We start from the raw sequence: 11,922 nt of genomic DNA, 5'->3' as shown, positions 1-11,922 counted from the left end.
TTTCATTACGTGGAAAAATGGTGAAGAGGGAGTGCCGATGAAACTGCGAAGGAAAAACAGAAATCACGCGGAGTATCTGGCGGATTCCATGTTTTACTGGGTATCTATTTTAGTCAGTATCGATGCATTGTTTGCTGTAGCTTTGCACGCTTTGGGTCTTGTCATGTCCAACTGGACAGTAAGGGCAGGCCTCATCGTTTGTGCAGCGGTTGCCTGGACCGTTTATGCCTTGCATAAGCGCTATGTCATGACAGAGACTAGCTCGTATCACGTGTCATCCTTTCTAGGTGTTTCCCTGATATTATTTTTATGCTTATACAACCCGCACCAGATTGCAAACGCCTGGTTCGTATTTTTGCTCTATCCGATCTTTCTCAGCTTTTTTCACGATAAGGTCTTGTTGTGGGTATGGGGAACTGTCAGTTATATCCTTTACGTGTTGTCGCTGGGTACAGGATATAGTCAGGCCTTCAGTCTTGCTACGGTCTTTTATCTGATTCTGGCGGCAGCCAGCGCCATTTGTGCATGGCTGGGATACGGTACAGTAAATAAAATCATGCACGATACAAAACGCTCCCAAGAGGCGTACAACCGGGAATACGCCATCACTTTGCTCAATACGCTTGTCCCCATCGTAGAGAGGAAGACGCAGACCAGCAGCAGGGAAATCGATCAGATGAGCCGCCTGATGAAGCGGATACTCCGAGAATTTCCGAACGAAGAGGTTACGGATTGGGAAATCAAGCTGCTCTCGCTGCTGCATTATGTGAGCAGGATCAAATGGCCTGATTATGTTTTTGAGACGCATGAGAAGCTGACGGCTTTCGAATTCCAGATTATTCAGGAGCACTGTCATTTTGGGCGGGAAATGTTTGGAGATGACCCGGCATTTGCGCGTGTGATTCAAGCGCTGGAGAATCACCATGAGCGATTTGACGGCACAGGATATCCGCATAAGCGAAAAGGCGAGGAGGTTTCCCTGCTACCGCAAATTTTGGGACTGGTGGAGTGCTATTTGGCGATGACGACTGCGCGCTCTTATCGTGAAATCGTGACATTGGAAGAGGCGTTTGACGAAATTTGCGCGATGGCTGGTACTTCTTACGATGAAAAGGTAGTGCGCGCGTTTGCTGTTGCAGTGCAGATTCAGTCACCAACTCTTGTATCCAAAGCTCCTTCCATGGTGGGATGAATCTCATCCTGATGGCTAGATACAATGGTTCCGGCTCCCGATGTACGTAAAGGGACGGGATGGATAGAGTAGAGGTATGGGGAGGGGATGAGTTTGATGCAGAAAAAATGTAAGAATTGCGATCGAAATTCCTATAGTAGCGGCGATTGGTACCAATGGATTTGTCCGTATTGCGGCAAAGATATCACGCTGCTTACAGCCTCTCCAGTCACCCAAAGGATCATCGTTGTTCGTCCAACCATACCGAAGCGATTACAGCTGGTACAACCTGCTGAAGAAGATACCGCATAAAAACGAGACTGCCCCCGAGGCAGTTTTTTTTCGTTCCTCCTCATCCTTCAGTATGAGACGAGCTCATTCTGGATGGTAAAAATCTTCCTCCTTTTGAGGGACGGCAGTCCTTCCAGTGGTGGAAGATAAGGGATGACCTGTCACGTACAATGAAACAAAGAGGTGGTCGGAGTGGGAATTCGCTTAGTGAAGCAGGGTGTTATCATATTGCTCGCTATTTTTATCTTGCTGAATCTGTTTCTTTACGCGAGTAGCCGGTTCAATTCTGATGGTATGCCAGGGGCAGGAGACTGGAGGGTGCTATCTGTTTTGACAGGAAGTATGGCACCTGCCATTCACACAGGGGATATGGTCATCGTCACGCGGTATAGAAGCGATGTGCCGCAACCGGGTGATGTAGTGACGTATTGGAAGGATGACCAGTCGCGTTCGTTAATTACGCACCGTGTCGTGCAGCGGCTGGATAATGGCTATCTCCAAACAAAAGGAGATGCCAACCTGGAGTCTGATGGGGGATGGACAGACCCGAACCGTTTAGTGGGAAAGGTCGTATTTACGATTCCATATGCGGCAAGCATTCAAAAGGGGTTAAAGGAACCCATTACGATGATCATGTCTGTAACAAGTTTTTTCGTGTATGTCTTTTACTTGCAGTATAGGCAAAGACGCAGTCAGAAGCCGATTCAGACCGAGATGATTGAGGGGGAGCTATCATGCAGTGGGAGCAAATGAAAAATTGGCCGTGGAGACGGATTTTGGTTGGTACGGCTTTGATTAGTTCGATTGCCGCGAGCACCAGCTTTGGCACTTACGCATACTTTACAAGCCAAACAGAAGCGGGAAATACCTTTGCTGTCGGCAAGCTCGAGATCAGTCTGGGACAAAGTCTAGCTGCTTTTCAGTCAAAAGAGGATCAGCCGTTTTTGCCAGGAGTACGCGTCCAAAAATCACTGAGTATTCAAAATAATAGCGATGTGCCAGTAAAGTACGCCTTGCTCGCTGAAAAAGGCGTTGGTGACGATATCGTATACAATCAGTTGGTTGCAGAGATCAGAAGAGGCAGCGATGATCACCTGCTCTACCATGGCCGTGTCCAGTCGTTGACGCAGGCTAACGTGGTTATTCCCGAGCTGGAAAAAGGCACGAGTGATCAGCTGTATTTTACGGTCTATTTACCGGAGAGCACGGGGAATGAAGTCCAGGAAAAAATGGCAGAGATCAACTTTGGTTTTCTCGCCACCCAGCAGGAAAACGGCGATTACTTTGCCCAGAGCGGTCCTGTCATGACCTTTACGCCAAATGATCTGAGCGGAACGTCTCTTTTGGAAACGAGGAAGCTGGCAAACCGGATCGAAAAGGAAGAAGACGCCAAGCTTGCATCTGGCGAAGCCAAGAAAGGGATGACCTTTATTCTGGCTGAAGGCAGGTATGACCTGAGTGGATTGGATCTGCCCAAAAACATTACATGGAAAGCAGCCCCTGGTCAGGAGGGCAAGGTTATCGTCAGTGCGGATGAGCTGGAGGTCAGCCAAACCGCTTTCGAAGGAATCCGATTTGAGGGCAGTGGGACGGGACTTTTAGTCGGGTCCAATGTCAGCTTCCGCAATTGCATCTTTGCTGGCTACGATATCGCGATTCAAACCGGTTCAGGCAGTCATACTGACAGTAAAAGTGATGAGGATACCAATTCTGGCAGCTACCTCGAAGGCTTGACTGTAAAAGAAAGTACATTTGACGGAGGGAATCAAGCGATTGTCCTCGCGGATACGATCAAAGCGGTTATGGTGGACAATAACATTTTTAGTGGAGTAGAACATGCGGTTGTCATCGCAAACGACAACCAATCGCAAATCCAAATCATCGATAACGACTTTACCAAAGTAAGCAAGCATGCAGTAGATAGCGACGGAGTCCGGGTAGGTGATGGCATTGACGGATTTAAGGAGATCAAAGAGGGCGAAGGCGAGGCGACAAAGCTGGCTCTCCATCTGCACAAAGCAGATGTGTACCTGGAAAACAACAACTATGGGGAATAAGCCGGACAGGCTCTCTCGATCACGCCGTCGATCCAGAGTGGGTTGGGGATTGGTTCGTGATCAGATAATCGGATGTTTCTTTGTGGTTGGCGTAGCCAGCACACTGTGGGGGCAGCCTGCGAATACGTACAGCTGGATGTGGCAGGAGGTCAAGGATTCCGGAAATCCTTTTCGCATTGGTTTGCTGGACATATCCAAAAGCAGTCTGGGGAGTGAGTGGCAGGTCGTACAAGGCGGTAATCAGTCTATCGATCTATCCCGGATGATCCCGGGGGATGCTCGTCAACTGAAAGCGACGCTTTCCAAAGGAGGAAGTGATCTGGACTTTTCCTACAAAATCGTAGCCAGGGTCAAAGATTCCGAAAAGCCGGGCGGTGCGCAAAAGCTGGAGGAAGTCCTTCACATACGAATTGAGGAAGGCAAGGACAAAATCTACGAGGGTCTGGTGCGCGAGCTGCATCAGGAAACACCTGGCCTAGTACACGTGAATGGCACAGAGAATACATTTCATACTGAGGAAGGCGGCGACAAAGCGTTTGCCATCACGGTCTATCTGCCAGAAGAAGGCATCGATCATAGCTTTCAGTCTGTGAGTGGGGAGCTGGAGCTGCGTTTTTTGGCGAAGCAAGCAACAGCAGACGCGGTTTATGCTGAGTAAGGGGGGAGGGAATTGAAAAGAGTGGCGATTGGGTTGATGGCAGTCACGCTTGGACTGAATATCTTTCCTTTTCATGGAACGCTTTCTTTTTTGACCAGTGAAAAGAAACAAGCCTATTCGGTTTCGACTGGAACAAATGAGGATGTATTCGTGACGGAAACAGAGCAGCTGGAGCTGAGAACGCAAGTAACCAATCGAGTGAAGGTGAAGCGCACCCACAATGCAGACGGTAGCTCAACGGAGTCGACAGAGAGCAGAACCTCCGTACAAGAAGGGGTTCAACGCATTTCGTTCATTCCCCAGCGCGATCATCTCGAACTGGACGTGGAAAACATACAAGTAACCGGGATGGCGGATGACGAGGTAACAGTTGAAAAGGTGGAGGCGATAAAGGGAGAAGAGGGAATCGTATTTCGGATTGCCCATAACCGCAATAAAGTTGATACAGCAAATAAAACGGAAAAAGGAGAACTGCTCATTACAGCGCTCGGAGGGTTTTACTCCTTGAAGATTCCGTTGACTGTACATACCGCGTACAGCAGTTCGACAGAGGTGAGCGAGGAGGCGGCACCTGGGACGCCAGCGCCATCAGGGGGCACGCCGTCTGGTTCTCCTGCACCGTCAGATCCTCTGCCTACCGCGGAAACCCCCGTACCGCCTACCGATGCGGGTACACCTGTTGATTCAACGGATAATGCGAGTGGCCCAGTGCCTGGCTCATCGGAGGAGCCTCAGACAGATTCCTCAGCAACGGTACAGCCTGAAACGGATTCAGATCGTAGGCAAGAACCTGTTGTAGAAGAACCAGTCTCAGTAGAAGGAAACGATGATCAAGGCTTGGCAAAGGAAAACGAATAGGAGGGAAATCCTAAAATGGCTATGGTAAAAAGAACGCTATCTCTTTTCACTACCATCCTACTTGTACTTGTGATTGCGCTAACGGCATTTCTGTTCATAGGAAAAATGAATGGCGGAAAAACAACCTTGCTTGGAAATGAGATTATGGTTGTACTCAGCGGCTCCATGTCCCCGACGTTTAATACGGGAAGTATTGTGGCGGTTGGGCATACACCGTTTGCGGATATCAAAGTAGGAGACATCGTCACGTTTAAAAATGAAGACAATCTGACGGTAACGCACCGGGTCATGGAATGGAAGGACGGTGCGCTAGTCACGAAAGGGGATGCCAATAACGGGATTGATTCTGTCCCAGTAACCTCAGATCGCCTGATCGGAAAAGTCCAGTATTCAGTACCGCTGATTGGATATCTGATCGATTTTATCCAGTCAAAAATAGGCATGCTCGTCTTCCTCGGAATACCTGGTGTTTATTTGATCGTCAGCCAGATTTGGAAGCTGTTTAAGCTGGTAAAAGAGGCAGAGGCACCGGCAAACTAGCAAGGGTAGGAGATCTCGATCGAATCGATCGGGATCTTTTTTTGTTGGATTTATAAGAACTCATACTCAAGTAGGAGGGAGGGTAGCGGATGAGTTGTAGAGAGAGTTCATCCATCTCATCCTCCTATTTTCACCCTGACGCAGGAAGATAGAATCTTTCAAAATCCGTACTATGAAAAGTGTAAGGCACACCAACCATAGGTGCCATAAATGAAAAAATAAGGTATAGGAGGAATTGAAAAATGAATTTGAAAAAGCAATTCGCATTGGCTTTGGCTTCCGTAGGCTTGGGTGCAGCATTGATCGGTGGAGGAACATTTGCATACTTTAGCGACCGGGAAGAGGTTAACAATACGTTCGCAGCAGGTACACTGGATTTGTCCGTGACACCAGAAGTAGTCTTTAACGTAGATAACATGAAGCCAGGTGATTGGGCAGACAGATGGTACAAAATTACAAACAGCGGCTCGCTCGATATCAAAAATGTATACCTGACGACAGAGTACTCTGTGACAGATGCAAAAAATGACAACGGAAGCGATGACCTCGCAAAGCACATGGTGGTTGAGCTGATGGACAACTATGAGCAAGGCAAGCGTGTGATTCTGCGCGAGAGCGTGTACAACCTCAGCCAAAAGCAAGGAACCAATCGTCCTGACCTGCTCAAAGCTTATAATGAAGCAACCGGCCAATCTCTTGCTAGCGGTGTTGACAACAATATCGTCGCTCGCATCATCTTCGTAGACAACGGACAAGATCAAAACATTTTCCAAGGCGATGGCTTGAAAGTGAAATGGACTTTTGACGCTACGCAAACAGCTGGTACACATATCAATCCGTAAATCATGATGAGATGACGAAGGTGGGGCAACCTTTCATGACAATGGCCAAGACCAGAATGTGTTCCAGGGTGACAAGCTTACGCTGAGCTGGAGATTCGAAGCCTTGCAGGGGAGGGGAAGCGCACATTAAAAAGCACGTAACTCGCCAAGTGAGTTGCGTGCTTTTTGTTTTTGCAATGGCCCTGCCAGCCTGAGGGCCGACAAGGTCATGTTTTGTTTGGAATGAGGTTAGCTGATAGCGGAGAGCTCAGTTGCTTTCTTCAATGCCTGCTCCAAATCGCCAATAATATCCTCAATTGCCTCTGTACCGATCGAGAGACGGATCAGGCCTGGTGTTACACCTGCTGCAGCTTGCTCTTCCTCATTCATTTGCTGATGCGTTGTGCTTGCCGGGTGAATGACAAGCGACTTGGAATCACCAACGTTTGCCAGATGGGAGAACAGCTTCACAGATTCGATTAGCGTTTTGCCTTCTTTTACGCCGCCGCGAATGCCAAAGGTAAGGATTGCGCCAGCCCCTTTTGGCAAATACTTTTGGGCAAGAGCATGATTGGCATCGCCCTCAAGCCCCGGATAGCTGACCCAGTCCACTGCTGGATGGTTCTGGAGGAACTTCGCCACTGCGAGAGTGTTTTGGCTATGGCGCTCCATGCGCAGGTGCAATGTTTCAAGTCCTTGCAGGAACAAGAAGGAGTTGATAGGTGCTACGGCAGCACCAATATCACGCTGAAGCTGTACGCGAGCTTTAATGATATAAGCCAGCGGGCCGACTGCGTCAGTATAAACGACGCCATGATAGCTAGGGTCTGGAGTCGTCAGGCCAGGGAATTTGCCGTTGTTCCAGTCGAATTTGCCAGAGTCAACGATGATACCGCCGATTGCTGTACCATGACCCCCGATGAATTTGGTGGTGGAATGGACGATGATATCAGCGCCATGCTCAAATGGACGGCACAGGATTGGGCTGGCAAAAGTGTTGTCTACAATCAGCGGAACACCGTTTTCATGAGCGATATCGGCAATCGCTTGCAGATCGGCTACGTTGATGCGTGGGTTGCCGATGGTTTCGCAAAAGAGTGCCTTCGTGTTCTCGTTGATAGCTGCACGGAAGTTCTCAGGGTTGGACTGGTCTACAAAGTGAACCTTGATTCCGAGGCGCGGAAGTGTATGGGCAAACAGATTATACGTACCGCCGTACAGGCTGCTGGACGCTACGATCTCATCTCCTGCATGTGCGATATTGAGAATGGCAAATGTAATGGCTGCCTGACCAGACGATGTCGCCAGAGCGCCTACGCCGCCTTCGAGGAGAGCGACGCGCTTTTCGAAAACGTCTTGTGTAGGATTCATGATCCGTGTGTAAATATTGCCCAATTCCTTCAAAGCGAACAAATTCGCTGCATGCTCTGTATCACGGAATACATAGGAGGTTGTTTGGTAAATAGGAACAGCGCGTGAGCCTGTAACAGGGTCAACCTCTTGTCCCCCATGGACTGCAAGTGTTTCTGGTTTCCATTGTTGTTGATCCGACATCATCATCTCTCCTTTTTCTATGGTAGAATGAATGCAATAAAAAACGGAGCCATTCTCCTGAGAAGAAGAAGGCTCCGGTCATACGCGGACTTGCGCTCATCTCTCAGAATCTATGGATTCTGCAGGAATTGGCACCGCGCATAGGCTTATGCTGGTTGCCGGGTTTCATAGGGCCTGTCCCTCCACCGCTCTTGATGAAAAAAGTGTGTCATTCATGTTGTCACAATTGTATGAAAAACAATGCTTTGCTGTCAATCCATAAATGTAAAGTTATCAGGGTGGATATTGAGGATATTTTTTGCAAAAGTATGAGGAGGAATAAAGATTGCAGGATGAACCTTCAACAAACCAGCAGAAAATAACGAAAAGAATCGCGTTGATCATTGTAAATTTGTTTTGTTATGGGCTTGTGATCTACTTTGGGAAGTATGTCATTGAAAATGGAAGTGGTCTGAGAGAAATCAATGAGTTTGGCAAGTGGGTATTCATGCTCTTCTGCCTGTTGCTCGCCTCCCTCTATGGCTCCTTTCGCATCGTGACATGGATTCGCGAAGGAAAAATATAGAAACGTCACAATTTCGCCTTTGGACGTTCACTTTCCGCTGGGGTGACCCGTTAGAAATGAGTAATTCCGTATGATATGATGAGAGTTGATCATGATGCATGCAATGTACATATTTAGGAGGATAAATGACGATGGAATACGGCGTGAAAGAAATGACACCACAGGAGCTTCTGGAAAAGCTGGAGGCAAATGAAAATGTGCAAGTGATCGATGTACGGGAGCTGGAAGAGTGGAATTCTGGTCACATCAAACAGGCAAAGCTCATTCCGCTCGGCTTCTTGCCCCATCGCCTCGAGGAACTGGATAAAGACACTCCGATTGTGATGGTATGCCGCAGTGGCGCACGCAGTCATTCAGCTACAGAATATTTGAGTGCACAAGGCTATGACGTGGCGAACATGGTCGGCGGAATGCTGGCGTGGCCTGGTGAGAAGGAATAGACCTACATAGAGAAAAAGCTTGGAAAAGCAGGGGAGGAAGTACTCGTGAGTGAAGGCGCACAGCAACAACAGGCATCAGGGCTGCAAAAGCACTGGTTTCCTGTGTTGGCAGGAATCATTATTCTGGCAATCGTTGGGGTGTTGGGCTACAAGTACATGGCGAGAGAGCAAATACCTGTCATGAAGCCGCTTCAGGATTTTTCCTTGGATAACAGCAACGGGTCTGCCTTTACTTTTTCAGAAGGAAAAGGGAAGGTTCGCCTGGTTGAATTTATGTTTACCAATTGTCCCGATATTTGTCCGGCGACTACCTACAACATGTCTAAGCTGCAGGATCAGCTGAAGGAAAAGAAGCTGTTTGGAGACAAGGTAGAGTTCATCTCCATTACGTTTGATCCTGATTTTGATACAGCGGAGGTCTTGCAGCAATATGCGGATAAATTTAAAGCGGACCAAAACGGCTGGAAGTTCTTGCGCGGTGATGAACAGGCTATAGAAAAGGTGACCAAGGATTTCGGCATCGCGGTACTGAAGCAGCCGGATGGCACTATCGCCCATACAGCCCGCATGTTCCTCGTCGATGGGGACGGAAACATGCGTCGCGCGTACGGGATGGCAGCCGATATGGACATGGATCAGATGATGAAAGAGATGGTACAGCTAGCCGACTAGCTGCTCATGCTCGTTCATCAAACGTGATACGTACGACTTTTTCCGTGTTGTTATCGAATTCAATATGAACGAACAACGCCCGCTTGCGATTGCCCTCCTGGAGCAAAAGCTTGAACGTCTCCTCAGACGTGGTGGGCGTTTTCTTTATGCGTCCTACGTGCAAGTAATCGACAATTTGAGCTTGTGGATAATGCTGCTTGGTTTGCTGCATGGCCATTCTTCCCCACTTGGCATACGGAGGCTCGGCATAAGCTGGAGAGACAAAGGTCAAGGCTATGAGAAACGTGAGCAAAACAGTGATACGTGCGCTGATCCGCGGAAAATTGGCGAAGACAAGCAGCGTAGGCACCTCCCACAAAAAAATTTCGTTTGGTGTATGCCTAGTGTGCACAAAAAAGGGAAAGATCCGGTTGGTCGGTTCTGTAAGTGTCGCAGCTTGCTTTTACCCTGTCTCTTTAGGTACAATTTTCCAGTCACTAACAAATAATGGCTCGTTACTATGTGTAGATTGCTGAGACAAGATGAAACGAACGCCTCGCGTTGTGTTACAATAAGAATGGCATGCTTGGTTCGGGTTCCCCAAAAAAATCATGCACGATGAAGTTAGGAGGAAAGAGATTGGGCGACGTTAAGATTTTCGCGATGGGCGGCCTCGGCGAGATCGGAAAAAATATGTATTGCGTCGAGTATGAAGATGAGATCATCATCATTGATTGCGGGGTAAAATTCCCCGAGAATGAAATGTTCGGCATTGATTTGGTTATCCCGGATGTTTCCTATTTGGTAGATAACCAGCATAAAATCAAGGCACTCTTGCTGACGCATGGACATGAGGATCATATTGGGGCGATTCCTTATATTATGCGCCAAATCAAAGTGCCGATTTACGGTGGTCGTCTGACCCTGGGCTTGGTCAAGGCGAAGCTGGAAGAACACAAAATGCAAAATGATGTAAAGATGATCCCGGTTTCGGAAGACACGGAAATTCCGTTCAACCGGATGAAGGCGACCTTCTTCCGCACGAACCACAGTATTCCGGATTCCCTGGGAGTCGTTCTGCAAACGCCTGAGGGAATGGTCATTCATACAGGTGACTTCAAATTTGATATGACACCAGTGGGACAAACAACGGAGTACGGTAAAATTGCCAAGATTGGTGCGAGCGGTGATGTATTGGCGCTGCTCTCCGATAGTACAAACAGTGAGCGTCCCGGCTTTACCATGTCAGAGCGAACCGTAGGCGAAGGTATCCTCGATGTTGTCCGCAAAGCGCGTGGCCGCATCATTCTCGCTACCTTTGCATCCAACGTTCACCGTCTGCAGCAAGTCGTGGATGCGGCTGAACAGTGCAATCGCAAAGTAGCGGTAATCGGTCGCAGTATGGAAAAGGTATTTTTGATTGGACAAGAATTGGGCTATATCCAGATGCCTGAGGGCATGCTGATTGACATCAAGCACATCGACAACTATACGGATAACCAGGTGCTGATTATTTGCACAGGCAGCCAGGGTGAGCCAATGGCTGCGCTGACGCGTATCGCCTCCGGTTCGCACCGTACCGTTTCGATCTATCCGGAAGATACCGTGATCATCTCGGCTTCTCCGATCCCTGGCAACACGATCAATGTCAGTCGGACGATTGACAAGCTGTATCGTGCTGGTGCGAATGTGGTGCTCAGTCATGTATTTGACATCCATGCATCAGGTCACGGTAGCAGTGAAGAGCTAAAGCTGATGCTTAACTTTATCCGTCCGAAGTATTTCATTCCGATTCATGGGGAATACCGGATGCTCAAGACGCACTCCAAGCTGGCGCAGCAGGTGGGAATTGAGGAGAGCAACATCTTTATCATGGATAACGGCGATGTACTGAATTGCAATCGCGAAAAGGCATGGCTCAGTAAAGTACAAGCAGGTATCGTTCTGATTGACGGAAGCGGTGTAGGGGATGTTGGAAACATCGTGCTGCGCGACCGCAAGCATTTGGCTGAGGATGGACTGATGGTAGTAGTCGTCAGCCTGGATATGAAAAACTTCAAAATCCTGACTGGCCCAGATATCGTGAGCCGTGGCTTCGTGTATGTTCGCGGGTCCGAGTCTCTCATCCAGGAAGCGACAATGCTCGTCCGTCAACGACTGCAGGAAGCACTGGAGAAAAAGATCAAAGAGTGGTCCGAGCTGAAATCGCAAATCAACGAGGTTATCAAGCCGTTTATTTACGAGAAGACAGGACGCAACCCGATGATCCTGACGATTTTGATGGAAGTGTAGTTTGAACGCACTTGCTGATTCTCC

At 48.5% G+C, this 11,922-nt stretch carries 14 protein-coding genes, 1 pseudogene and 1 riboswitch; of the genes and pseudogenes, 13 read left to right on the top strand and 2 right to left on the bottom strand.

The genetic code is table 11. The annotated features are described in order from the left end of the window. Positions 1 to 37: 37 nt before the first annotated feature. From ADS79_RS30970 to ADS79_RS34740, 9 genes and pseudogenes are all read left to right on the top strand, one after another. A complete protein-coding gene (locus ADS79_RS30970; RefSeq protein ID WP_049742339.1) occupies positions 38 to 1,192 on the top strand; it encodes an HD-GYP domain-containing protein in 1,155 nt (384 codons plus the stop codon). A 96-nt stretch (positions 1,193 to 1,288) separates the two neighbouring features. Next, the gene (locus ADS79_RS30965) at positions 1,289 to 1,483 is read left to right on the top strand and encodes a hypothetical protein (protein WP_049742338.1); all 195 of its coding nucleotides are present in this window, start codon (positions 1,289 to 1,291) and stop codon (positions 1,481 to 1,483) included. Between the two features lie 171 nt (positions 1,484 to 1,654). Continuing rightward, complete coding sequence (locus tag ADS79_RS30960; RefSeq protein ID WP_049742337.1) at positions 1,655 to 2,215, top strand: signal peptidase I; 561 nt, start codon at positions 1,655 to 1,657, stop codon at positions 2,213 to 2,215. Beyond that, a complete protein-coding gene (locus ADS79_RS30955; RefSeq protein WP_049742336.1) occupies positions 2,197 to 3,519 on the top strand; it encodes a SipW-dependent-type signal peptide-containing protein in 1,323 nt (440 codons plus the stop codon). Before ADS79_RS30960 ends, ADS79_RS30955 begins: the two co-directional genes overlap by 19 nt. Continuing rightward, positions 3,509 to 4,177: a hypothetical protein gene (locus ADS79_RS30950; RefSeq protein ID WP_152969587.1), complete on the top strand. Its 669-nt coding sequence runs from the start codon at positions 3,509 to 3,511 to the stop codon at positions 4,175 to 4,177. Before ADS79_RS30955 ends, ADS79_RS30950 begins: the two co-directional genes overlap by 11 nt. Positions 4,178 to 4,189: 12 nt before the next feature. Continuing rightward, entirely contained in the window at positions 4,190 to 5,035 is an 846-nt protein-coding gene (locus ADS79_RS30945) for a RodZ family helix-turn-helix domain-containing protein (protein ID WP_049742334.1), read from the top strand. A gap of 15 nt (positions 5,036 to 5,050) precedes the next feature. Beyond that, positions 5,051 to 5,575 carry a signal peptidase I gene (locus tag ADS79_RS30940; RefSeq protein WP_049742333.1) on the top strand — a complete coding sequence of 175 codons (525 nt, stop codon included), beginning with the start codon at positions 5,051 to 5,053 and terminating at the stop codon, positions 5,573 to 5,575. 242 nt (positions 5,576 to 5,817) lie between these two features. After that, a complete protein-coding gene (locus tag ADS79_RS30935; RefSeq protein WP_049742332.1) occupies positions 5,818 to 6,417 on the top strand; it encodes a TasA family protein in 600 nt (199 codons plus the stop codon). A gap of 40 nt (positions 6,418 to 6,457) precedes the next feature. Continuing rightward, positions 6,458 to 6,547: pseudogene (locus tag ADS79_RS34740) on the top strand (TasA family protein); the annotation flags it as partial. A 98-nt stretch (positions 6,548 to 6,645) separates the two neighbouring features. Here ADS79_RS34740 and ADS79_RS30930 read toward each other — a convergent pair. Continuing rightward, positions 6,646 to 7,950, bottom strand: coding sequence for a homocysteine synthase (locus tag ADS79_RS30930; RefSeq protein ID WP_049742331.1), 1,305 nt, complete (start codon positions 7,948 to 7,950; stop codon positions 6,646 to 6,648). A gap of 93 nt (positions 7,951 to 8,043) precedes the next feature. Beyond that, a riboswitch (SAM riboswitch) is annotated at positions 8,044 to 8,151 on the bottom strand. Positions 8,152 to 8,275: 124 nt separating this feature from the next. Between ADS79_RS30930 and ADS79_RS30925 the strand changes: the two genes are divergently transcribed. The 3 genes from ADS79_RS30925 to ADS79_RS30915 all read left to right on the top strand — a co-directional run bounded on the left by ADS79_RS30925 (position 8,276) and on the right by ADS79_RS30915 (position 9,627). Further along, the gene (locus tag ADS79_RS30925) at positions 8,276 to 8,515 is read left to right on the top strand and encodes a hypothetical protein (RefSeq protein ID WP_236700161.1); all 240 of its coding nucleotides are present in this window, start codon (positions 8,276 to 8,278) and stop codon (positions 8,513 to 8,515) included. Between the two features lie 131 nt (positions 8,516 to 8,646). Continuing rightward, entirely contained in the window at positions 8,647 to 8,955 is a 309-nt protein-coding gene (locus ADS79_RS30920; RefSeq protein WP_049742330.1) for a rhodanese-like domain-containing protein, read from the top strand. A 45-nt stretch (positions 8,956 to 9,000) separates the two neighbouring features. After that, on the top strand, positions 9,001 to 9,627 hold the full coding sequence (locus ADS79_RS30915) for an SCO family protein (protein ID WP_049742329.1): 627 nt from the start codon (positions 9,001 to 9,003) through the stop codon (positions 9,625 to 9,627). Between the two features lie 4 nt (positions 9,628 to 9,631). Here the strand turns inward: ADS79_RS30915 and ADS79_RS30910 are convergent, their stop codons facing one another. After that, positions 9,632 to 9,976, bottom strand: coding sequence for a YqzG/YhdC family protein (locus ADS79_RS30910; RefSeq protein ID WP_236700168.1), 345 nt, complete (start codon positions 9,974 to 9,976; stop codon positions 9,632 to 9,634). 248 nt (positions 9,977 to 10,224) lie between these two features. Here ADS79_RS30910 and rnjA point away from each other — a divergent pair, with 248 nt between their 5' ends. Then, positions 10,225 to 11,898 (top strand): ribonuclease J1, encoded by a 1,674-nt coding sequence (gene rnjA, locus ADS79_RS30905; RefSeq protein WP_049742328.1) that lies wholly within the window; start codon positions 10,225 to 10,227, stop codon positions 11,896 to 11,898. The last annotated feature ends 24 nt before the right edge of the window (positions 11,899 to 11,922 follow it).

The organism is Brevibacillus reuszeri, from assembly GCF_001187725.1.
In the GTDB taxonomy this organism is placed as follows: domain Bacteria; phylum Bacillota; class Bacilli; order Brevibacillales; family Brevibacillaceae; genus Brevibacillus; species Brevibacillus reuszeri.
This window is presented reverse-complemented; position numbering and strand designations above follow the sequence as displayed.

Coding starts and splice junctions, on each gene's coding strand:
- ADS79_RS30970 (WP_049742339.1), top strand. CDS start 38: ATGAAACTGCGAAGGAAAAACAGAAATCACGCGGAGTATCTGGCGGAT.
- ADS79_RS30965 (WP_049742338.1), top strand. CDS start 1,289: ATGCAGAAAAAATGTAAGAATTGCGATCGAAATTCCTATAGTAGCGGC.
- ADS79_RS30955 (WP_049742336.1), top strand. CDS start 2,197: ATGCAGTGGGAGCAAATGAAAAATTGGCCGTGGAGACGGATTTTGGTT.
- ADS79_RS30950 (WP_152969587.1), top strand. CDS start 3,509: ATGGGGAATAAGCCGGACAGGCTCTCTCGATCACGCCGTCGATCCAGA.
- ADS79_RS30940 (WP_049742333.1), top strand. CDS start 5,051: ATGGCTATGGTAAAAAGAACGCTATCTCTTTTCACTACCATCCTACTT.
- ADS79_RS30935 (WP_049742332.1), top strand. CDS start 5,818: ATGAATTTGAAAAAGCAATTCGCATTGGCTTTGGCTTCCGTAGGCTTG.
- ADS79_RS30930 (WP_049742331.1), bottom strand. CDS start 7,950: ATGTCGGATCAACAACAATGGAAACCAGAAACACTTGCAGTCCATGGG.
- ADS79_RS30920 (WP_049742330.1), top strand. CDS start 8,647: ATGGAATACGGCGTGAAAGAAATGACACCACAGGAGCTTCTGGAAAAG.
- rnjA (WP_049742328.1), top strand. CDS start 10,225: ATGAAGTTAGGAGGAAAGAGATTGGGCGACGTTAAGATTTTCGCGATG.